The organism is Sphingobium sp. B7D2B (genome assembly GCF_025961895.1).
Taxonomy (GTDB): Bacteria; Pseudomonadota; Alphaproteobacteria; order Sphingomonadales; family Sphingomonadaceae; genus Sphingobium.
Window position 1 is genome coordinate 1,992,085 of the sequence record NZ_JAOQOM010000001.1, and the last position, 20,138, is coordinate 2,012,222.

A 20,138-nucleotide genomic window follows, 5' to 3' on the forward strand; every position below is an offset into this window, starting at 1 on the left:
CTGCTTGCGCGCGCATTCCAATGCAGGTGGAGTGTCTGAATGACGAAATATGTGTACCGTTTCGGTGGTGGCGTCGATGATGGCGGCAAGGGTGACAAGAACCTGCTTGGCGGCAAGGGCGCCAATCTGGATGGCATGGCCGCAATCGGCCTGCCGGTGCCGCCGGGCTTCACCATCACCACCGAGATGTGCACGCGCTATTATGAGGATGGCGAGACCTATCCCGAGAGCCTGAATGCGGAAGTCGCCGGCGGCATCGCGCATATCGAGGGCGTGACCGGCAAGCGCTTTGGCGACGCGGCCGATCCGCTGCTCGTCTCCGTCCGCTCCGGCGCCCGCGTCTCCATGCCGGGCATGATGGATACGGTGCTCAACCTCGGCCTCAACGATGAGACCGTCGCAGGCCTCGCCACCGTCTCCGGCGATGCGCGCTTCGCGTGGGACAGCTATCGCCGCTTCATCCAGATGTATTCGGATGTCGTGCTCGGCCTCGATCACGGCAAGTTCGAGGAAGCGCTGGAGATCGCCAAGGAAGACAAGGGCGCCTTCCTGGATACCGAGTTGAGCGCCGAGGACTGGCAGGCGCTGGTCGCCGAGTACAAGACTTTGGTGCAGCAGCTCTGGGGCAAGCCGTTCCCGCAGGATGTGCATGAGCAGCTCTGGGGTGCCGTCGGCGCCGTGTTCGGCAGTTGGCAGGCCGACCGCGCCAAGGTCTATCGCCGCCTCAACAATATTCCGGGCGACTGGGGCACGGCGGTCAACGTGCAGGCCATGGTGTTCGGCAATATGGGCGAGACGTCCGCGACCGGCGTCGCCTTCACGCGCGATCCCGCGACCGGTGAGAACGCTTATTATGGCGAGTATCTCATCAATGCGCAGGGTGAGGATGTCGTTGCCGGCATCCGCACGCCGCAATATCTGACCAAGGCCGCGCGCGAGCGGGCCGGGGCCAAGCCGCTCAGCATGGAGGAATCCATGCCGGAGACCTATGCCGAGCTGGCCAAGGTCTTCCAGATCCTCGAGACGCATTATCGCGACATGCAGGATATCGAGTTCACCGTGCAGCAGGGCAAGCTGTGGATGCTGCAGACCCGATCGGGCAAGCGCACCGCCAAGGCCGCGCTCAAGATCGCGGTGGACATGGCCCATGAAGGCCTGATCAGCAATGAGGAAGCCGTGGCGCGCGTCGATGCCGCCGCGCTCGACCAGCTGCTGCACCCGACGCTTGATCCGCAGGCGCCGCGCGATGTGCTGACCAAGGGCCTGCCGGCTTCGCCGGGCGCGGCCTCCGGTCAGGTGGTGTTCGATGCCGAGACCGCCGAGCGGCTCAATGAGCTGGGAGAGGCGGTGATCCTCGTGCGCATCGAGACCAGCCCCGAGGACATTCACGGCATGCACGCCGCCAAGGGCATCCTCACCGCGCGCGGTGGCATGACCAGCCACGCCGCCGTGGTGGCGCGCGGCATGGGGCGGCCTTGTGTGTCCGGCGCAGGCAGCATCTCCATCGACACCGCCGGCAAGCTGATGCGGATCGGCGACCGTCTGCTCAAGGAGCGCGAGATCATCACCATCGACGGCGCGACCGGCGAAGTGATGGCCGGCGAAGTGCCGACCGTGCAGCCCGAGCTGGCCGGCGATTTCGGCACGCTGATGGAATGGGCCGATCAGGTCCGCCGCCTCAAGGTGCGCGCCAATGCCGAGACGCCGCTCGATTGCCGCACCGCGCGCGAGTTCGGCGCGGAGGGCGTGGGCCTGTGCCGCACCGAGCATATGTTCTTCGATGCCGCGCGGATCACCGCCGTGCGCCAGATGATCCTCGCCGAGACCGAGGCAGGCCGTCGCGAGGCGCTGGCCAAGCTGCTCCCCGAGCAGCGCGCCGACTTCACGGAGATCTTCACCGAGATGGCCGGCCTGCCGGTCACAATTCGCCTGCTCGATCCGCCGCTGCACGAGTTCCTGCCGCATGAGGATGTCGATTTCGCCGATGTGGCCGAGGCTGCCGGGGTGAGCGTCGATCTGCTCAAGCGTCGCGCGGCTGAACTGCACGAGTTCAACCCGATGCTCGGCCATCGCGGCTGTCGTCTGGGCGTCACCTATCCCGAGATCTACGAGATGCAGGCCCGCGCCATCTTCGAGGCGGCGCTGGATGTCGCCAAGGCCAGCGGTGACGCGCCGATCCCCGAGGTCATGATTCCCCTCGTCGCCACCAAGCGCGAGCTGGAGCTGATGAAGGACATCGTCGACAAGACCGCCAAGGCCGTGTTCGCCGAGCGCGGTGCCTCGGTCGAGTATCTGGTCGGCACCATGATTGAACTGCCGCGCGCCGCGCTCAAGGCCGGCGAGATTGCCGAGGCCGGCGAGTTCTTCTCCTTCGGCACCAACGATCTGACGCAGACGACCATCGGCATCAGCCGGGATGACGCCGGGCGGTTCCTCACCCAATATGTCGACAAGGGCATCTTCGCGCGCGATCCGTTCGTGAGCCTCGATGTCGAGGGCGTGGGTGAGCTGATTGAGATCGCCGTGGATCGGGGCAGGGCGACGCGCCCGGCCATCAAGCTCGGCATTTGCGGCGAACATGGCGGCGATCCGGCCTCGATCGCCTTCTGCGAGAAGGCCGGGCTGGATTATGTCAGCGCCTCGCCCTACCGCGTGCCGATCGCCCGTCTGGCGGCCGCACAGGCGGCACTCGCCGCGCGCGGTTGAAAGGACAAAAAGAATGCAAAAAAGGGGGTTGCCACGGACGGCGCCCCCGACTATCTGCGCCTCTCCCACGGCGGCCAACCGGCACCGTGAGATTGGCAAGCGCCCGTAGCTCAGCTGGATAGAGCATCAGACTACGAATCTGAGGGTCGGACGTTCGAATCGTTCCGGGCGCGCCATTTCTCCCCATCGCAAGCATGATGACCCGCACGGCCAGCGCCGACGGATGGGGTTAGAAGGCGGTCCAGACCACATAGCCGCCGACGCCGATCACCAGCATCGCAAAGCTGCGTTCGAGCAGCTTCTTGTGCGCAGCAAGCGCCGTCCCCGCGCGCATTCCCAGTACCGATCCCGCGGCACCGCCGGCGATCAGCAGCCCGGTCAGCGGCCAGTCGACATAGCCGGACAGCGCATAGGATGTCGCCGTGGTCAGTCCCAACGCGGTCACCACCACCAGCGAGGTGCCCACGGCCGTGGCGAAGGGCATCGCCGTCGCCGCGATGAGCGCCGGGACGATCAGAAACCCGCCACCAATCCCGAAGAACCCCGCCGCCAGACCCACGCCGGCGCCCATGGGGATCAGCCGCGGCAGCAGCCGCCCGGCAGACTGGCGGGTGAGACGGACGTCGGGATCGTCAGCGCCCTTGCGCCTGCGCAGCATCGCGATACCGACGCCGATCATCAGCAGGCCGAACAGCGCGAGCAGCCGCCGGCCGTCCACCGCCTTGCCGATCTCCGCCCCCAGCGCTGCCGCCACGACGCCCGACGCCGCGAACACCAGCGCGCAGGGCCATTTGACTCGCCCGGCCCGCGCATGCCCCGCAAGCCCTGTCGCCGCATTGGCCGCAACCGCTACGGCTGCCGTCGCAATCGCGGCATGCGTTGATCCAACACCGACGACATAGACGAGCAGCGGCACGGCAAGGATCGATCCGCCGCCGCCCACTAGCCCGAGTACAATGCCGATGAGACCGCCCGAGAGCAGCGCGAGGAGGATCTGCGCGATCGTCATGTGGTCAGGCCGCCTTGCGACGGTTCCAGGGCATGCGCTGGAGCAGCGTCGCCATGCCGCACCAGCCTGTCGCCCCCGCGAACATCAAGCCCGCGCCGACAAAGGCGGAAAGGCCGAAGAACCCCGGCGCGACGAGGAAGCCGAGCAGCACGCCGATGAGCACCAGCCCGCCGGCGGTCAGTTGCACCTGCCGCATGATCTCCAGCGGTTGCCCGCTGTCAATGTGCACATCCAGCCCGGCCTTCCGCCACGCGTCGATGCCGCCTTCCAAAATGAAGCAAGGGGCATCGCTCGCCGCGGCCAGCTGGTCGGCATTGGCCTGTGTCCGCATGCCCGAGCGGCAGTGAAACACGATGGCATTATTGCCCGCGTCGACCGTGTCGATGCGCTCCAACGGCACGTTGACGGCACCGGGAATGCGCTCGCGGGCATGTTCGTCCGCCGCGCGGATATCGATGAGCGTGGCGCCACCCTCAATGAGGCGCTTGGCGTCGGCGGGGGAAAGTGTCTGGATCGTCATGGGGTCAGTCCCCTGTGCAATAGAGTTGATAAAGCGTGGCAAGCAGGGTCTGGATCCGGAGATCGGCAATCCTGTACCAGATGGTCTGGCTCTCGCGGCGGGAGGTCACGAGGCCTTCCTCGCGGAGCCGGGCGAGATGTTGCGAGAGGGCCGATTGAGAGAGGCCGACATCGTCCGCCAGATCGCCCACCGTGCGCTCGCCATGTTCCACGAGCTTGCACAGCAGCATCAGGCGACGCCCGTTGCTCAACTCCTTCAGCACCTGCGCAACCTCTCCGGCGCGCGCCTCGAACGTGTCGAGATCCATGGCAGCTTTTAACATGAGTATCCTCTAAATTAGATATTGCTAATGTAGAGGATACTTCTATATTGTCAAGCATCGAACGGAGGCCCTTATGACCCAACCCATCATTGAGGCATTTTTTGACCAGCCCACCAACACTGTGAGCTATCTGGTGGTCGATCCGCAGACGCACATCGCGGCGGTGATCGATCCGGTGCTGGATTTCGATCCGGCCAGTGGCGAGGTCGACACCGGCTCAGCCGAGCGCATTCTTGCCCGCGCCCAGGCGCAGAACTGGTCGATTGCCATGGTGCTGGAAACCCATGCCCATGCCGATCATCTTTCCGCCGCGCCCTTCTTCAAAGCGAAGACGGGCGCGAAGATCGGCATTGGCGAGCACATCCGGGACGTTCAAAAGATCTTCCGCCCGGTCTTCGCGCTGGACGATTTGCAGACCAACGGCTCGGATTTCGATTGCCTGTTCGCCGATGGCGAGCGGTTCTCGATCGGATCGCTGGAGGTCGAGGTGCTTCATCTTCCGGGTCACACCCCGGCGGACATCGCCTACCGGATCGGCGATGCAGTTTTCGTGGGTGATACGCTGTTCATGCCGGATTATGGCACCGCGCGGGCCGACTTCCCCGGCGGCGATGCGCGCACCCTCTACCGCTCGATCCGCCGCTTGCTGAGCCTGCCTGACGAGACCCGCCTGTTCATGTGCCATGATTACAAGGCGCCGGGGCGGGATGATTATCGCTGGGAGAGCACCGTCGGCCAGCAGCGGAAAAACAGCGTGCATGTGCGCGATGATGTCAGCGAGGAGGACTTTGTGGCGATGCGCACCAAGCGGGACGCCGGATTGTCCGCGCCGCGCCTGTTGCTGCCCTCGATCCAAGTCAACATCCGCGCTGGGCGCTTCCCGAAGGCGGAGGCCAATGGCGTGCGCTATCTGCGCATTCCGGTGACGGTGAAGGGCGAAGCCGCGATAGGTTGATGCCCGGGAGGGGAGGGGCCGTAGCCCCGCTCAGCCCAACGCTTCCAGCGCGGCGAGCAGCGCCTTTTCCTCGATGGTCAGGCGTTTTTGGAACTTGCGATTGCTCGCCTTCACCCGCTTCATCGCTTCGCGCTGCAGGGCTTCCCCCTGCGGCGTGAGCGTCAGGCTCAGGGATCGCCCGTCAATGGGCGCATCGCTGATGAGATCGCGAGCTTTGAGCCGGCCGATGAGTGGCGTCAGGTTGGCGCGCTTGATCGCCAGCGCCCGCCCGACATCGCTCTGCCGGCAACCCGGATTATGGCCGACGAGAATCAGCAAGGAGGCCTCGCCGACACTCAGGTCAATGGCGCGCAGTGCGGCGATGACATCGCCCATCATCGCCATGGAAGCGCGGCGCAGCCGATAGCCGAGCGTCCCGTCGAGCGGGCTCGCGAGCATGGTCGCGACCGGGGGTTCAGCCGGTGAATCCAGCGCCTTGTCGCGTCCCTGCCTCTGGTCCCTTGCCATCATGCCCCCGGATGAAAACCAGTCGCCAGCCCCTTGTGAGCCATGGTCGATAATGCTATGGCGCATAGCATAAATTGCCTTGAAGGGAAATCAAATGGCTGAGGAAAATACGTCCGTCGAGCGGGAAGAGGATACCGTTCGGGTCGAGATCGAGAATAATATCGCATGGGTCTATTATAACCGTCCTGCCAAGCGGAACGCGCAGAGCCCCAAGTTGAACCGCCAGATGCTCAAGGTTCTGACGGATCTCGAATTCCGGGACGATGTCGGCGTTGTGGTTCTGGGTGGCGAAGGCCCCGCCTGGTGCGCCGGCATGGACCTCAAGGAATATTTCCGCGAGACCGAGGCGCAGGGCCTAGCCGGCACGCGCAAGGCACAGCGTGAAGCCTATACCTGGTGGGAGCGTCTGCGCTGGTTCCAGAAGCCGACCATCGCCATGGTGCATGGCTGGTGCTTCGGCGGCGCTTATGGCCCGCTGTTCGCCTGCGATCTCGCTTTTGCCGCTGACGAAGCGCAGTTCGGCCTATCGGAAGTCAACTGGGGCATTCTCCCCGGCGGTGGCGCCACCAAGGTGGCGGTGGACCTGATGCCGATGCGCGTCGCCATGTATCACGCCATGATGGGCGAGAACCTTTCGGGCCAGGAAGCGGCCCGTTACAATCTCGTCAACGAGTCGATGCCGGTCGACCAGCTCAAGGCCCGCGTGAAGCAGGTCGCCGAGACGCTGATCGCCAAGAACTGGGCGACGGTGAAGTACACCAAGGACGCCGTCCGCCGGGTGAAGGAAATGACCTACGACAATGCGGAGGATTATCTGATCCGCCTGCAGGAAGGCCTCAACTGGTTCGACAAGTCGGATGGCCGCCATGTCGCGATGAAGCAGTTCCTCGACGACAAGACCTTCAAGCCGGGCCTGGGTCACTACGACAAGACCAAGACCGACGTCTGAGTTGCCGGAAGGGTGGCCCAAGCAGGGCCGCCCTTTCCTGTGTGTTATCCTTCGCCCCGGCTGCATCCGCCTCCGGGGCGAAAGGTCTGATTGCCACGAGCTGGTTTCGCGAAGGAGAGTTGAGTTATGACGGTTGAGGCCGGAGAGCGCCCGCAGGCGGGAACGCGTGAGATCAATCGGTTGCTGCGTCCGCGGTCCATCGCGATCGTCGGGGCGTCCGAAACGCCGGGTTCGCTCGGTGCCAGCGTTCTGGCCAATCTCGTTCGGAACGACTTTTCCGGTGACATCCATCTCGTCAATCCCAAGCGCGAAACGATCAGCGGTCGCCCTGCGGTGCCCAGCGTCGAGGCGCTGCCCGAGGGCGTGGACTGCGCGATCCTCGCCATTCCCCGCGTCGCCGTGCTGGATACGATGCGTCAGCTTGCTGCGCGCAAGGCCGGCGCCGCCATCATCTTTGCTGCAGGCTTTGCTGAGGGCGGCGAGCAGGGCATGGCCGACCAGCAGGAAATCGGGCGCATTGCGCGCGAGGCCGGCATCGTGGTCGAGGGGCCGAATTGCCTGGGTTCGGTGAACTATCTGGACCGCATTCCGCTCACCTTCATCGATACGGATATCAAGGCCCCGAGCCCCGGTGGCGTCGGCATCGTCTCGCAGAGCGGCGCCATGGCGGCGGTGCTCGCGGTGATGCTGGAGAGCCGCACGCTCGACCTCACTTACTCGGTCTCCACCGGCAATGAGGCCGGCAGCGGCGTCGAGGATTATGTCGAGTTCATGATCGCCGACGAGAAGACGCGCATCATCGCGATGATCGTCGAGCAGTTCCGTGATCCCGCCCGCTTCCTGGCACTGATGGACAAGGCCCGTGCCGCCGGCAAGCTCGTTGCCTTGCTGCACCCCGGCAAGAGCAGTGCGGCGCGCGAGTCCGCCGCCACGCACACCGGCGCCATGGCCGGCGACTACAAGCTGATGCGCGCCAAGGTGGAGCGGGCAGGGGTCGTCGTCGCCGAGACGCTGGAAGAGCTGGGCGACATCACCGAGATCGCGGCGCGTTGCCCGGCGCTGCCGAGCGGCGGCACGGCCGTGCTCGGCGAATCCGGTGCGCTCAAGGCGCTGACGCTCGACCTCGCTGAAGAGCTGGAGTTGGCGTTGCCGACCCTTGATGACAGCAACGCGCCTGCTTTGCGCGCGGCGCTGCCGGAGTTCGTGCCTGTCAGCAATCCGCTCGATCTGACCGCGCAGGGCCTTGTCGATCCCGACATGTATTACCGCACCCTCGCGGCGCTGTTCGAGGATGATCGCGTCGGCACCATCTTCGCCGGCATCATCCAGACCAATCCGGCGACGATCGGCATCAAGCTGCCGCCGTTCCTCAAGGCCGTCCGTGAACTCAAGGCGACCAAGCCGGTGATCTTCGGCGGCGTGGATGAGGGCGCGCATGTGCCGGCCGACTGGATCGAGCAGCTTCGCGCCGAGGGCATTCCTTATTTCCCGACGACCGAGCGGGCCTTGCGCGCCATCAAGCGGCTCTCCGCTGCCGGGGAGCGCGATGCGACCAAGACGGACGCGGCGCCGGCAAGCGTGCCCTCGCTCGCCAGCGAGAAGGGCGTCGTGCCGGAATATAAGGCCAAGGCTCTGCTTGCACCGCTCGGCATTCCCTTCCCCAAGGGTCAGTTTGCCGCGACCGTCGAAGCGGCAATTGCTGCGGCCGACGCCATTGGCGGGCCGGTGGTCATGAAGGCGCAGGCTGCCGCGCTTAGTCACAAGAGCGATGCCGGCGGCGTGGCGCTCAATCTGGTCGGCGCCGAGGCGATCCGCGCGGCGTGGGACAAGATGTTCGCGGACGTGAAGCGCTATGACGCATCCATCATTCTCGATGGCGTGCTGATCGAGGCGATGGGCGCGCGCGGCATGGAGCTGATCGTCGGCGCCAAGAACGATCCGCAATGGGGTCCGGTGATCCTCGCCGGCTTTGGCGGCGTGACGGCGGAAATCCTGCAGGACGTGCGCCTGCTCTCGCCGGACATGACCAAGGCGGCCATCGTGGCTGAACTCGGCAAGCTTAAGCAGGCCGCGTTGCTCAACGGCTATCGCGGTGCCCCCGCGCTGGACGTCGACGCGGTGGCCGATCTCATCGGCGGCATCGGTCGTCTGCTGCGCGGCGAGCCGCGGATTCTGGAGCTCGATCTCAATCCGGTGGTCGTCTATCCCAAGGGGCAGGGCGTGGTCGCACTCGACGCGCTGATGCTCGTGGACTAACACCAGCAGGTCCATTCGTCCCGCAAGGACACCGCCTTATGGTAGACCCTCCCGCGCCCGGCGTGGGAGGGTTGCTTGCATTGGGTGCCTGTGCGTTTCTGACGTGCAGCAAAATTGCAGTCCGAACTTCGAATTGGTCTGGCCTTGCGCCACGTTTTCGGGTAGATGAAGTTTTCGTATATACGAACGATTGGAAGCGATGAACGACTCGCCCTCTCTGGCAGTGCCGGTCTTATTGTTGCCGGGCCTCATCTGCGATGCGCGCATCTGGGCGCCGCAGGTCGCCGCCTTGGGGCAGATCATGCCGATCACAGCCGTGGATGGATATGGCGAGGCAGACAGCTTAACCGCCATGGCCGATCAGGTGATCGACTCAGCCCCCTCACGCTTTGCTGTTGTCGGCCATTCAATGGGTGGCCGTGTCGCGCTCGAAATCTTCCGCAAAGTGCCCGAGCGGCTTGCCGGCATCGGCCTCATCAGCACCGGCGTTCATCTGCCCAAGCCTAACGAGGCGGACGGTCGCTTCGCGCTGCTTAACCGCGGCGTGGAAGAGGGCATGGACGCCCTGATCGATTCCTGGCTGCCGCCGATGGTGTGGGAGCGCAACCGGCTGAAGCCGCAGCTGATGGACATGCTCTGGCAGATGTGCAGCGATGCCGGCATCGACATGTTCGAGCGGCAGATCCGCGCTTTGCTGGCGCGTCCGGAAGTCGAGAGCCTGCTGCCGCAAATCCATTGCCCCGCCTTGGTTGCGACCGGCGCGCACGACGCTTGGGCGCCCCCGGCGCAGCATGAGCGAATTGCTGCAGCAATTGCGGGCGCGACCTATGCTGTCATCCCCGATTCAGGGCATATGCTGCCGGTCGAACAGCCCGATGCGATGTCCGCCCTGTTGCGCACCTGGCTCGACCGGGTCGCGCAGCAAGAAGCTGCGGCCACCGCGAACCCTTGACCAATTATAACTGCGTTTCCAACTTCAGTCCGAAGGAGAGTATCATGGCGAAGAATCTTCAAGACGTGCTGGATGGCGCCGGCAATGCCGTCGACTTCCTGCGCAACCAGCAGACCGGTCCGAACGTCTATCCGGGCGTGCCCGCGGAATATTCGAACTGGCGCAACGAGCAGCGCGCATGGGCCAAGACGGCCGTGCTGTTCAACCAGAGCTACCACATGGTCGAGCTAATGGTCGAAGGCCCCGACGCTTTCGAGTTCCTCAACTATCTCGGCATCAACAGCTTCAAGAACTTCAAGCCCGGCAAGGCCAAGCAGTGGGTCCCGGTGACGCCTGAGGGTTATGTCATTGGCGACGTGATCCTGTTCTACCTCGCCGAGAACCAGTTCAACCTCGTCGGCCGCGCGCCGGCCATCGAATGGGCCGAGTTCCACGCCTCCACCGGCAAGTGGAATGTCACGCTGACCCGCGACGAGCGCACCGCGCTGCGCACGGACGGCAAGCGTCGCCACTATCGCTTCCAGCTGCAGGGCCCCAACGCCATGGCGATCCTGACGGACGCGATGGGCCAGGCCGCGCCGGACCTCAAGTTCTTCAACATGGCGGACGTCCAGATCGCCGGCAAGACTGTTGGCGCCCTGCGTCACGGCATGGCCGGTCAGCCGGGCTATGAGCTTTATGGTCCCTGGGCCGATTACGAAGCGGTGCACAGCGCGCTCGTCGCCGCCGGCAAGAAGCACGACCTCGCCCTCGTCGGCGGTCGCGCTTACTCGTCGAACACGCTGGAGTCGGGCTGGATCCCGTCCCCGTTCCCGGGCTATCTGTTCGGCGAAGGCTCTGCGGACTTCCGCAAGTGGGCCGGCGAGAACAGCTATGGCGCCAAGTGCTCGGCGGGCGGTTCGTTCGTGCCCGAGACGCTTGAGGGCTACGGCCTGACGCCGTGGGATGTCGGCTATGGCATCATCGTCAAGTTCGACCATGACTTCATCGGCAAGGAAGCCCTTGAGAAGATGGCGAACGAGCCGCACCTCGAGAAGGTGACGCTCGCGCTCGACGACGAGGACATGCTGCGCGTGATGAGCAGCTACTTTGCCGAGTCCGGCCGCGCGAAGTATTTCGAGTTCCCGAGCGCGGTTTACTCGATGCACCCCTATGACTCGGTGATGGTCGACGGCAAGCACATCGGCGTTTCCACCTGGGTGGGTTACTCGTCGAACGAGGGCAAGATGCTCACGCTCGCCATGATCGACCCGAAGTACGCCAAGCCCGGCACGGAAGTCTCGCTGCTGTGGGGCGAGCCCAATGGCGGCACCTCCAAGCCGACGGTCGAGCCGCACGAGCAGACCGAGATCAAGGCGATCGTTGCGCCGGTGCCTTACTCGGCTGTTGCCCGCACCGGCTATGCTGACAGCTGGCGCACCAAGAAGGCCTGATCGGTCTCAAGAGCTTAAGGGCGGGGCTGCCGTAAGGCGGCCCCGTTTTTTATGGGCTGGACGACGGCTCAGTGAATAGCGATGAGTTTTGCGCGAGCGCCGGCCGTGGAATGACGCGGCGGGCAGGGCAGGCAGTGCGCGCAAGGGGCAAAGATGGTCGAAGACGAGAAACTCCCGCCATTCGAGCAATCGCTGGCTGCGATCCTGTTGAGCGCCAAGGAAGCGGTAATCGCCCCGATGCGCACCAAGTTGCGCGACTTCGACATCACCGAGCCGCAGTGGCGCGTGCTGCGGGTGATCAACGACCGGGGCACCACGGATGCGACGGACCTGGCGGAAGTCGCGCTGCTCCACGCACCGAGCGTCACGCGCATATTGCGCGAACTGGAAGGGCGCGCGCTGATTGTGCGCACAGCCGATCCTGATGATCGCAGACGGTCCACCATCGCGCTCTCGCCGGCAGGCGCGCAGATCGTGACAGCGATTTCCGCCCATGTCGCGGCGATGATGCGGGTCTATTCCACCCGGTTCGGCGCGACCCGCCTTGAGGGGCTCGCCGCTGAGTTGCGCGCATTGTGCGCAGCAATCGATGAGGATTGAGCACGCGCGTTCCCGCTTGCGCTTGCGACGATATGCTTATCATGTTAAGTGATTTCGTATGATGCGCACGATGGCCCTCCAGGGATCTTGTCGCGCGACCAGCATATCCTTGGGAGATGAGTGAACGATGACCGGCTTTGCGCTTCGCGACCTGATCGACGACCGCCCGGAAGACGGCGTGTTCCGCGTCAACCGCGCCCTGTTCCGCGACCCCGATCTGTTCGATCTGGAGATGAAGCACATCTTCGAAGGCGGATGGGTGTTCATCGGGCTCGCGACGCAAGCCGAGAATCCCCACGATTATTTCACCGGCTTCATCGGGCGAGTACCGATCATTGTCAGTCGTGATGGCGAAGGGGTGCTGCACTGTTTCGTCAATGCGTGTCCACACAAGGGCGTGCGCCTCATCCAGAAGCTGTGTGGCAATGCGCGCCGGCACGTTTGCCCCTATCATAGCTGGACGTTCGACAGCGCCGGCGCGAACAAGAACATCAAGTGGCAGAAGAGCGGTTGTTATGGCGCCGGGTTTGACGATGAAAACCATGATCTGGCACCCGTGGCGAAGTTCGGGGAGTATCGCGGCTTCCTGTTCGCCAGCCTGAATGCCGACGTGCCGAGCCTGGACGAGCATCTTGGCGAGGCCCGCAAATTGCTTGATCTGGTGGTAGACAAGAGCCCGGAAGGGGTCGAGCTGGTGCCCGGCCGCGTCACCTTCACTTATGCCGCGAACTGGAAGATGCAGCTCGAAAACTGCTCGGACCAGTATCACTTCACCTCGACCCACCCGAGCTACATCCGCATTCTCGATCAGCGCGCCAAGGAGCAGGCGGAGGATGTCGTGCAGTCCTCGCTGGGGGCCTCCGACTTCTGGCAGGAGGAGGCCAGCGGCACCAGCGGCGGCACGATGAGCTTCGATCATGGCCATGTGCTCAATTGGGGCATCATGCCCGTCTCCTCGGCCATTCCGGAGTTCGAACGGGCCGAACAGCTCGCCCGCGATCATGGCGAGGCCAAGCGCAACTGGATGTTCAACATGCGCAACCTCACGATCTTCCCCAATCTGCAGATCGCGGAGAATGCGTCGAGCCAGATGCGGGTCATCCGCCCGTTGGCCGCCGGCCTCACCGAGATGCAGACCTGGTGCATCGCGCCGCGCGGCGAGAGTGCGCAGGCGCGGACATTCCGCATCCGGCAGTATGAGGATTTCTTCAATCCGACCGGCATGGCGACACCGGACGACACCGTCTGCTATGAGGAAGCCCAGCTGGGCATGGCCGAGCAGGACCGTCCCTGGCTGCAAGGCCACGCCCGCGGCCTGACCGCCTCGAAAGAGGGCGGGAACATGTATGCCGACATGATCGACCTCAAGCCCGCGCGCAACGTCGTCGCCGATGCGCAGCTGTGCGACGAAAGCCTGTTCGCGAGCTACTATCGCGCCTGGGCGCAGCGCATGGCGGAGGTGATCGCATGAGCCAGCTGAGCCACGCCGACGCCGCGCAACTGCTTTATCGCGAGGCGCTGCTGCTCGACCGTCTCGATCTCGAGACCTGGCTTGAGCTGTTCACCAAGGATTGCGTGTTCTGGATGCCCGCCTGGCGCGACGACGGCACACAGACCGAAGACCCTGAGGCTGAACTCTCGCTGATCTACTATCGCGGTCGCCGCAACCTGACGGACCGGATCCAGCGCATCCGCTCGGGCTTTTCGGTGGCGTCTGCGGTCATGCCGCGCGTGTCGCACATGATCGGCAATGTCATCGCCGAGCCGGCGGGCGAGGGGCTGGCGCGCGTGAATTCGACCTTTATCGTGAATGTGCACGATGTGCGCAGCAATCGCTCGCACGCCTATTTCGGGCGTTACGAGCATGAGCTGCGACACGAGGACGGCGCGTGGAAAATCTCCCGCAAGATCATCCGTCTGCTGAACGACCGGGTGCCGACGATGCTGGACGTCTACGGCATCTGATCGTCCTGCAGACGCCCGCTTACATCGCCCGGTAGAAGCGGATGCGGACGGCGCTCACCTTGCCGCCCGCCATCACCGGCTCCAGCGTGCCGAGAAACGCGCTCTGCCCCAGCCACTCATATTTGCCGAGCGGTGCCTCGAACACCGGGTGGGTGCGACCGGGCCGAGGCTTGCCGTCCTTGTCCGGCCCGCACAACGTGCCCTTGTTGACCACGTTGATGATCACGCCATCATCGGTACGGATCATGTAATCGGCCTTGATGTCCGTGCAGCCATCGCTGCGCCGCAACTGCCAGTCCCATCCGCCGGGAATGATTGTGCCCTTGATGCCCGGCCCTTCAAACGTCCCGCCGGTGATCGGAATGATCAGGCGCTCGCCATAGGGCGTCTTCCCGGCCGGCATGGCCGGCGAGAGCGTGACCACCTCTTCAAAGGCGAACTCCAGGCTGGGCTTGCTGGGGTCAGCGTCGGCGGCATGAGCCGGGAGCGCCAACGCGGATATCAGCGCGACTGCACCGAGGCCGCGGCTCATGGCTTTTCCTCCACGTCAGGTTGGGTGCAGGTGAAGCTGCTGGCCTTCGTGGCATCGCCGCCGGTATAGCGCGCATATCCCGGGAACGGGCAGAGCGGACGACTGGCCGATCCATCGCGCCGGCTCGCAGTCACGCCTTCTGGCGCCTTGCCTTGCTCGACCCAGTCCACCACGGCGCCGAGCAGATCGAACTGGTCGAAGGCATTGCCGCCGCTGCAATGGGCCATGCCCGGGACCATGTAGAAGCGGCTCGCCTTGTCCCACGCCTCGCCATTGGTTTCGGATGCGCGCAGCCAGTAATCCCACGTATCCCAAGCCGAGAACCAGGGATCGCTGACGCCATGGAAGAAGAGGATCTTGCTGCCCTTGTCGAGAAAGGTGTTGAGGTTGGTCCAGTAGGATGTGTCGGTAAGCCGCTGCTGGGCGTTGTTGCGCACCTCGTTGATGCGGGCATCGAGATCGATCGTGAGGTCGCGCAGCGGCGGGCCGAACACGCCCGGCGCGCCGGTGGTGATGTAGCCGGAGACCGGACCAGAGGTATCGACGATGCCGGTATCATAAGGCACCGGTGCATAGAGCGGGTAGCCGGATTTGTCGCGCGGCCCGGCAAAGGCGCGCTCAAGCGCCTCGACTTGGGCTTTACTCAGGCACGTGTCCGCCTTTGCGCCGGTGCATTGCAGCCGGGCAGGCTGGAAGCGGCACTGGCCGACATTCTCGATCATCCCGTCCTTGAGGCCATCGAGACCATCACACTGGTTGAGCAGCCCCTTGAGGATGAGCTGGCGGTCCGCCGGCGAGAACGTTTTGTCGATCAAGGGCGAGCCCTTGTCATCCTTGGGTGCGGCCTGGTTGAACATCACCTGCGCATAGCTCATGCCAAGATTTGAGTTGCCAGTCCGCATGGCCGGCGCGCCGACCACGATTCCATCGAACAACTCGGGATAACGCTGTGCGGCGAGCATGCCCTCCCGGCCGCCGGTCGAGCATCCGGTCATGTAGCTGCGCGTGGCCGATTTGCTGTAGAAGCCCTCTGCGATCGCCTTGCCGGGGAGCGTGACGGTGCGCACCGAACTCTCCGCAAAGTCGAGCGTCGCGCGTTGATCGACCATGAAGGCGTTGTCGAACACCGCGCCTTTGTGGCCGCTGTCATGGCTGAGCACGGCAAAGCCTCGGGCGAGGGCAGGGCGGTTGCCGGCAGCGACAGGGCCGATCGGCTCGCGAATGCTGCCATTCAGTCCGCCGCCGCCCATCAGGAGGAAGCGACCGCTCCAATCCTTCGGCAGCGCAAGGGCGAAGCCGATGCCATAGGTCTTGCCACCAGCGCCCGTGCGCTGGTTGATGACGCCATCCACGCGGCAATGTTCAGGAAGCACTAGCGTGGCGGGTGGCTCGCCCGGTGGCGGCGGCGCCTTGGATGGCCCGGCCGGTACCAGCATGGCGCTGGTGATCTTCACCTCGGCGCCGAAATTCTGGCTGGTGAGGGCCGCACAGCGCTGGGCTGCGTCCTGTGCGGCTGCGGGCGTCGGCGCAAGGGCAGCGCCGGCCAGCAAGGCGGCCAGAGAGGCGATGGATTTGCCGTTCATATATTCTCCCCTGTCTTTGCGTCTTATTGGATCGTCGCCGTCGCGCACGCAAGGCGCTCCGCCTTAGTTAGGTGAGGTCGCTCAAGCCGATCTTTGCGCCTTCCAGCGCGGCCTTGTTAGCGGCCCGGCGCATCCGCTCGACCTCAAGGCGCTCCGGCGGCGCGACTTCATCCGGCAGGGCGGCGAGGCTGGTTTCGTAGATGTCCTTGAAGTCTTCCGCAAATTCGGGGTGGGTGAAGATCAGGCCCCGGTTCTCGACCATGCCGGCAAAAATCTTCTCACCGGCCTCCAGCGGGTCCATGCCATTCTCAAAGGCGGTCGCGAACTGGCGGATTTCCGCCTCGTCCACCGGGGCGAAACCGCTGCCCGAAAATTCGGCCGGGCGCTTCAGCGCGGAGAGCGCCGCGTCCGTGGCGACCAGCGCCGGGCAGACCAGCGAGACGCCAATGCCATAGGGCACCAGATTATAGCGCAGGCACTCCGTCAGGCCGCGCACGGCGAATTTGCTGGCGGTATAGATCCCGGCCTGCGGTCCGGAGAGATAGGCCGCCATGCTCGCGACGTTGACAACATGGCCGGCTTCGCCGCTCGCCTTGATCTTGGGCAGGAAGGACACGATGCCGTTCACCACTCCGCCAAAGTTGACGCCCATGATCCAGTCATAGTCGGCAAAGCTGGCTTCATCGGTGGGGCCGAAGACGGAGACACCGGCATTGTTCACCAGCACATGGCAGGCGCCGAAATGGTCGACGACCTGCTCTGCCGCCTGTTGGAACGCCGCCCGGTCGGTCACGTCGAGCTTGATCCAGAGCGGCACTTCCCGCCCGCGCTCCTCGAACCATTTGGTAGAGCGCGCGCGCTGCTCTTCATTGCGGTAGGAGAGGGCGAGGCGCATGCCAGCGTTGCTGAAAGCCCGCGCGATCCCGAAGCCGATTCCAGTGCCCGCGCCGGTGATGAACGCGACTTTTCCGGACCAATCCGTGCTGCTCATGATGACTCTTTCCTCTCGCCGGCTATTTGTGCTTTGTTAGCAAAACATACAGTCAAAGAGAGAGGAGTCGATAATGTCTGAGGTGGAATCGCGCCTGGCCAAGCTGGAAAAGAAGGTCCAGGAACTCGAAGACATCAACGCGATCCGTCGGCTCCAATGGGCCTATGGCTATTATATCGACTATAACCGCCCCGAGGAGGTTGCCGGTCTCTTTGCCAAGGAGGGTGTGGTTGTGTTCCTCTCCGGCGAATATGTCGGATATGAGGGCGTGATGCGGCTCTATGGAACCTGGTTCCAGAACCTCTTCACCGGCGGACGGCGCGGCCCGGTTCATGGCCTGTTGCTCGATCATTTCCAGTTGCAGGATGTCATCACGATTGGCGAGGACGGCCAGACCGCCAAGGGTCGCTTCCGCGGCATTCTTGCGGGTGGCTGGCATGACGACGCGTTGCACGAAAAACCCGAAGGCGTGCCGCAGCAATTCTGGGAATCCGGCATCTACGAGAATGACTATGTCAAGGAAGACGGCGTCTGGAAGATCAAGCGCCTCGACTATATGATGCAGTGGCAGGGCGACTATGAGAAGGGCTGGGCGCACACCACCGCGCACCTGCAGCCGGCGCAGAAGCCTTACCCCGAAGATCCCAACGGCCCTGACCGCATTTTGCCCGAGAAGGAAGTGCGGCAGACCTGGCCGCACCGCTACGAAGTGCCGATGAGCTTTGCGCACCCGGTGCTCGGCCGCGCTTTCATTGTCGAGAATTTCACGCCGATGATGACCAAGCAGCCGCGGGGTAACTGATCCCGCCCCGCTTCGCCCGGCGGTTCACTCTGCCGGGCAATCCTGCGCGAAATGCACCGCCAGCCAGACGGTCGGCGGTGCGGCCTGCGTCCAGACGATGCGATGACGGACGTGAGCGGGAATGAGCAGCGCATCCCCGGGTGACAGCGGGCACTCGCCACGGTCCTCCAGCCAGAGCCGGGCCGCGCCGGCCATCAGCATTACCCACTCGTCATGGGGTTGATCGTATGGCGCGACCTCGGGCGTGGTCTGACCCTGCGACACGATCCGCTCGATCCGGGCGCCTGCCTTTTCGAGGATCAGGTCGAAGACTTCCTCGACGCTGGCATCGGGAAGCGGTGCGAGGAGGTTGATGACCCCCTGCGCCTTGCCTTCATTCTCCGCCAAGGGCCTGGGCCGCCTGGGTGAGCAGGACGGCCGCGCGCTCCTCAAGCTCTGATGTAGCCCGCGCAACCGGGATGGCGGCGCTGATCGCGCCGACCAGACTCCCGCCCACATGCACGGCATGGCCGATGCCGATGATGCCGGGGGTGAACTCTTCAGCAGTGCGCGCAATACCGGTTTGCGCGATCTGTGCCAGTTCGCGGCGCAGCTCTGCCTCGGCAGTGCGCGTCTGTGGCGTGAACGCGGCGCGACTGGCCGCCGCGAAATAGGCGTCCAACTCCTGCGGATCGAGCGCGGCCAGAATGGCCTTGCCGGCGGCAAAGGCATGGAGCGGGACTAGGCGGCCAACCTCGATGGTATAGCGCAGGGCTTGCGGCGCCACTTCTCCTGCAATCGCCTCCATATTCTCGCCATGGCGGACGAAGAAGGAGACGGTCTCGTTGAGTTGCCGCGAGACCGATCGCAGCACCGGATAGACCCGGTCCTTGAGCGGGATGGCTTCCGGTGCCGGGTTGAGACGGGCGAGCGCCGGCCCGGGCGAATGGAGCCGGCCGCTGCGCAGCAGATAGCCCCGTTCGACCAGCGTCCCGAGCAGATAGGAGAGGCTGCTGACGGGAATCGCCAAGGAGAGCGCAATCTCGGCAGCACTGACCGGCCGGCCACTGCTGACGACATATTCCAGAATGTCGAGCGTCCGCGTGGCCGATTTGACCGACGAGGACTCCGCCTTCGCTTCCATGCCGCGATCCCCCAATAGCCGTCGGTGGGCCTGCCCTATTGTGCCCGCCTCACTGCTTAAGCCCGAGCATCTGCCGGGTCTCACCCGGCGTGGCAAGCTCACCGCCGATCTTCTCGAGAATTTCGACGCCCTGCCGAACCAGATCGGCATTGCTCTGCGCCAGCACGCCCTTGCGCAGGTAGATGGTATCCTCGAACCCGACGCGCATATGCCCGCCCAGCAACACGGACTGCGCCGCCATGGGGAAGCTGTGGCGGGAAATGCCAAAGCCGGTGAAAGGCGCACCGCGCGGAATCTGGTTCTTGGAATACATCATCGCCTCCGGCGTCGCGGGCAGACCATATTTGGTGCCGAGGACGAAGGTGAAGGGTGCATTCTTTGGAATGAGGCCCTTGGCCATCAGATCGTCCGCGAAGACGAAATCGCCGGCCTCGAAGCATTCGATCTCGGTCAGCACGCCGGCATCCTGCAACATGGTGCCCATCTTACCGACGATCATCTCCAGATTCATGGCGATGCCGCCCCACAGGTTCATGGTGCAGATATCGAGCGTGCACATGTCGGGCTTGAGGTCGAGAATGTGCTCGATGCGCCGCTCCGCCGTGAACATCAGGGTCTTTTCGAGGTCCGGCATCGCCGGCTCCTCGGCGCTTTTGGGAAACCACATGCAGCCCGGGCCGGTGGTGACATTAAGGATCACGTCCGTGTTCTTTTCCCGGATGAGGCTCACGACCTTGCGATAGTCGTCCATCTCCTGGCTCGGCGTGCCATCTTCGCCATTGCGGACATGGACATGGATGATCGACGCGCCGGCCTCGGCCGCGTCGAGCGCTTCCTGCGCCACATGCTCGGGGCGGAAGGGAAAGTTGGGATGCTTGGGCATCGGCGATGCGCCGGTGATCGCGCAGGTAATGAAAGTCTTGCTCATTTATT

At 64.3% G+C, this 20,138-nt stretch carries 20 protein-coding genes, 1 tRNA gene and 1 pseudogene; 11 read left to right on the forward strand and 11 right to left on the reverse strand.

Translation table 11 applies throughout. From position 1 onward, the window contains the following. Positions 1–39: 39 nt before the first annotated feature. Positions 40–2,706 carry a pyruvate, phosphate dikinase gene (gene ppdK, locus M2341_RS09100; RefSeq protein ID WP_264585014.1) on the forward strand — a complete coding sequence of 889 codons (2,667 nt, stop codon included), beginning with the start codon at positions 40–42 and terminating at the stop codon, positions 2,704–2,706. A 99-nt stretch (positions 2,707–2,805) separates the two neighbouring features. Further along, a tRNA-Arg gene (locus M2341_RS09105) sits at positions 2,806–2,882 on the forward strand. Between the two features lie 53 nt (positions 2,883–2,935). Here M2341_RS09105 and M2341_RS09110 read toward each other — a convergent pair. From M2341_RS09110 to M2341_RS09120, 3 genes are read right to left on the reverse strand one after another with little or no spacing between them, the layout of a single operon-like run. Next, entirely contained in the window at positions 2,936–3,715 is a 780-nt protein-coding gene (locus M2341_RS09110) for a sulfite exporter TauE/SafE family protein (protein WP_264585015.1), read from the reverse strand. Positions 3,716–3,719: 4 nt separating this feature from the next. After that, positions 3,720–4,235, reverse strand: a complete 516-nt coding sequence (locus M2341_RS09115; protein WP_264585016.1) for a rhodanese family protein — start codon at positions 4,233–4,235, stop codon at positions 3,720–3,722. Positions 4,236–4,239: 4 nt separating this feature from the next. Continuing rightward, positions 4,240–4,557 (reverse strand): ArsR/SmtB family transcription factor, encoded by a 318-nt coding sequence (locus M2341_RS09120; RefSeq protein ID WP_264585017.1) that lies wholly within the window; start codon positions 4,555–4,557, stop codon positions 4,240–4,242. Between the two features lie 73 nt (positions 4,558–4,630). Here M2341_RS09120 and M2341_RS09125 point away from each other — a divergent pair, with 73 nt between their 5' ends. Continuing rightward, the gene (locus M2341_RS09125) at positions 4,631–5,512 is read left to right on the forward strand and encodes an MBL fold metallo-hydrolase (protein ID WP_264585018.1); all 882 of its coding nucleotides are present in this window, start codon (positions 4,631–4,633) and stop codon (positions 5,510–5,512) included. A 30-nt stretch (positions 5,513–5,542) separates the two neighbouring features. Here M2341_RS09125 and M2341_RS09130 read toward each other — a convergent pair whose 3' ends face one another. Beyond that, entirely contained in the window at positions 5,543–6,085 is a 543-nt protein-coding gene (locus M2341_RS09130; protein ID WP_264572786.1) for a MarR family winged helix-turn-helix transcriptional regulator, read from the reverse strand. Positions 6,086–6,113: 28 nt separating this feature from the next. Here M2341_RS09130 and M2341_RS09135 point away from each other — a divergent pair, with 28 nt between their 5' ends. The 7 genes from M2341_RS09135 (at position 6,114) to M2341_RS09165 (ending at position 14,174) form a co-directional block, all read left to right on the forward strand. Continuing rightward, on the forward strand, positions 6,114–6,968 hold the full coding sequence (locus M2341_RS09135; RefSeq protein WP_264570257.1) for a p-hydroxycinnamoyl CoA hydratase/lyase: 855 nt from the start codon (positions 6,114–6,116) through the stop codon (positions 6,966–6,968). A gap of 126 nt (positions 6,969–7,094) precedes the next feature. Next, a complete protein-coding gene (locus M2341_RS09140; protein ID WP_264585019.1) occupies positions 7,095–9,224 on the forward strand; it encodes an acetate--CoA ligase family protein in 2,130 nt (709 codons plus the stop codon). A 199-nt stretch (positions 9,225–9,423) separates the two neighbouring features. Then, a complete protein-coding gene (locus tag M2341_RS09145; RefSeq protein WP_264585020.1) occupies positions 9,424–10,176 on the forward strand; it encodes an alpha/beta fold hydrolase in 753 nt (250 codons plus the stop codon). Between the two features lie 44 nt (positions 10,177–10,220). Beyond that, a complete protein-coding gene (gene desA, locus M2341_RS09150; RefSeq protein ID WP_264570260.1) occupies positions 10,221–11,609 on the forward strand; it encodes a syringate O-demethylase in 1,389 nt (462 codons plus the stop codon). A 153-nt stretch (positions 11,610–11,762) separates the two neighbouring features. Then, positions 11,763–12,209 carry a MarR family winged helix-turn-helix transcriptional regulator gene (locus tag M2341_RS09155; RefSeq protein ID WP_181559618.1) on the forward strand — a complete coding sequence of 149 codons (447 nt, stop codon included), beginning with the start codon at positions 11,763–11,765 and terminating at the stop codon, positions 12,207–12,209. A 127-nt stretch (positions 12,210–12,336) separates the two neighbouring features. Then, on the forward strand, positions 12,337–13,680 hold the full coding sequence (locus M2341_RS09160) for an aromatic ring-hydroxylating oxygenase subunit alpha (protein ID WP_264575816.1): 1,344 nt from the start codon (positions 12,337–12,339) through the stop codon (positions 13,678–13,680). Next, a complete protein-coding gene (locus M2341_RS09165; RefSeq protein ID WP_264585021.1) occupies positions 13,677–14,174 on the forward strand; it encodes an aromatic-ring-hydroxylating dioxygenase subunit beta in 498 nt (165 codons plus the stop codon). Before M2341_RS09160 ends, M2341_RS09165 begins: the two co-directional genes overlap by 4 nt. 19 nt (positions 14,175–14,193) lie before the next feature. Here M2341_RS09165 and M2341_RS09170 read toward each other — a convergent pair whose 3' ends face one another. The 4 genes and pseudogenes from M2341_RS09170 to M2341_RS09180 form a co-directional block, all read right to left on the reverse strand. Further along, on the reverse strand, positions 14,194–14,706 hold the full coding sequence (locus tag M2341_RS09170) for a DUF3237 domain-containing protein (protein WP_264575814.1): 513 nt from the start codon (positions 14,704–14,706) through the stop codon (positions 14,194–14,196). Beyond that, the gene (locus M2341_RS16490) at positions 14,703–15,200 is read right to left on the reverse strand and encodes a tannase/feruloyl esterase family alpha/beta hydrolase (RefSeq protein ID WP_413715699.1); all 498 of its coding nucleotides are present in this window, start codon (positions 15,198–15,200) and stop codon (positions 14,703–14,705) included. Before M2341_RS16490 ends, M2341_RS09170 begins: the two co-directional genes overlap by 4 nt. Before the next feature lie 33 nt (positions 15,201–15,233). After that, positions 15,234–16,289, reverse strand: a pseudogene (locus M2341_RS09175) (tannase/feruloyl esterase family alpha/beta hydrolase); the annotation flags it as partial. A 67-nt stretch (positions 16,290–16,356) separates the two neighbouring features. Next, complete coding sequence (locus M2341_RS09180; protein WP_264585023.1) at positions 16,357–17,280, reverse strand: SDR family oxidoreductase; 924 nt, start codon at positions 17,278–17,280, stop codon at positions 16,357–16,359. Between the two features lie 73 nt (positions 17,281–17,353). On the opposite strand from M2341_RS09180, the gene M2341_RS09185 reads away from it, so the two are divergent. Beyond that, a complete protein-coding gene (locus tag M2341_RS09185; RefSeq protein ID WP_264570266.1) occupies positions 17,354–18,082 on the forward strand; it encodes a nuclear transport factor 2 family protein in 729 nt (242 codons plus the stop codon). A 24-nt stretch (positions 18,083–18,106) separates the two neighbouring features. Here the strand turns inward: M2341_RS09185 and M2341_RS09190 are convergent, their stop codons facing one another. From M2341_RS09190 to M2341_RS09200, 3 genes are read right to left on the reverse strand one after another with little or no spacing between them, the layout of a single operon-like run. Next, positions 18,107–18,469, reverse strand: coding sequence for a cupin domain-containing protein (locus tag M2341_RS09190; protein ID WP_264585024.1), 363 nt, complete (start codon positions 18,467–18,469; stop codon positions 18,107–18,109). Continuing rightward, on the reverse strand, positions 18,456–19,205 hold the full coding sequence (locus M2341_RS09195) for an IclR family transcriptional regulator (protein WP_264575809.1): 750 nt from the start codon (positions 19,203–19,205) through the stop codon (positions 18,456–18,458). The genes M2341_RS09190 and M2341_RS09195 overlap by 14 nt, the downstream gene beginning before the upstream one ends. A 49-nt stretch (positions 19,206–19,254) precedes the next feature. Further along, complete coding sequence (locus tag M2341_RS09200; RefSeq protein WP_181559627.1) at positions 19,255–20,133, reverse strand: 3-keto-5-aminohexanoate cleavage protein; 879 nt, start codon at positions 20,131–20,133, stop codon at positions 19,255–19,257. Positions 20,134–20,138: the final 5 nt, after the last annotated feature.

What these genes read in the sequence shown, in the direction of transcription:
- ppdK (WP_264585014.1), top strand. Translation starts at nt 40, where the DNA reads ATGACGAAATATGTGTACCGTTTCGGTGGTGGCGTCGATGATGGCGGC.
- M2341_RS09110 (WP_264585015.1), bottom strand. Translation starts at nt 3,715, where the DNA reads ATGACGATCGCGCAGATCCTCCTCGCGCTGCTCTCGGGCGGTCTCATC.
- M2341_RS09115 (WP_264585016.1), bottom strand. Translation starts at nt 4,235, where the DNA reads ATGACGATCCAGACACTTTCCCCCGCCGACGCCAAGCGCCTCATTGAG.
- M2341_RS09120 (WP_264585017.1), bottom strand. Translation starts at nt 4,557, where the DNA reads ATGTTAAAAGCTGCCATGGATCTCGACACGTTCGAGGCGCGCGCCGGA.
- M2341_RS09125 (WP_264585018.1), top strand. Translation starts at nt 4,631, where the DNA reads ATGACCCAACCCATCATTGAGGCATTTTTTGACCAGCCCACCAACACT.
- M2341_RS09130 (WP_264572786.1), bottom strand. Translation starts at nt 6,085, where the DNA reads ATGCGCCATAGCATTATCGACCATGGCTCACAAGGGGCTGGCGACTGG.
- M2341_RS09135 (WP_264570257.1), top strand. Translation starts at nt 6,114, where the DNA reads ATGGCTGAGGAAAATACGTCCGTCGAGCGGGAAGAGGATACCGTTCGG.
- M2341_RS09140 (WP_264585019.1), top strand. Translation starts at nt 7,095, where the DNA reads ATGACGGTTGAGGCCGGAGAGCGCCCGCAGGCGGGAACGCGTGAGATC.
- M2341_RS09145 (WP_264585020.1), top strand. Translation starts at nt 9,424, where the DNA reads ATGAACGACTCGCCCTCTCTGGCAGTGCCGGTCTTATTGTTGCCGGGC.
- desA (WP_264570260.1), top strand. Translation starts at nt 10,221, where the DNA reads ATGGCGAAGAATCTTCAAGACGTGCTGGATGGCGCCGGCAATGCCGTC.
- M2341_RS09155 (WP_181559618.1), top strand. Translation starts at nt 11,763, where the DNA reads ATGGTCGAAGACGAGAAACTCCCGCCATTCGAGCAATCGCTGGCTGCG.
- M2341_RS09160 (WP_264575816.1), top strand. Translation starts at nt 12,337, where the DNA reads ATGACCGGCTTTGCGCTTCGCGACCTGATCGACGACCGCCCGGAAGAC.
- M2341_RS09165 (WP_264585021.1), top strand. Translation starts at nt 13,677, where the DNA reads ATGAGCCAGCTGAGCCACGCCGACGCCGCGCAACTGCTTTATCGCGAG.
- M2341_RS09170 (WP_264575814.1), bottom strand. Translation starts at nt 14,706, where the DNA reads ATGAGCCGCGGCCTCGGTGCAGTCGCGCTGATATCCGCGTTGGCGCTC.
- M2341_RS09180 (WP_264585023.1), bottom strand. Translation starts at nt 17,280, where the DNA reads ATGAGCAGCACGGATTGGTCCGGAAAAGTCGCGTTCATCACCGGCGCG.
- M2341_RS09185 (WP_264570266.1), top strand. Translation starts at nt 17,354, where the DNA reads ATGTCTGAGGTGGAATCGCGCCTGGCCAAGCTGGAAAAGAAGGTCCAG.
- M2341_RS09195 (WP_264575809.1), bottom strand. Translation starts at nt 19,205, where the DNA reads ATGGAAGCGAAGGCGGAGTCCTCGTCGGTCAAATCGGCCACGCGGACG.
- M2341_RS09200 (WP_181559627.1), bottom strand. Translation starts at nt 20,133, where the DNA reads ATGAGCAAGACTTTCATTACCTGCGCGATCACCGGCGCATCGCCGATG.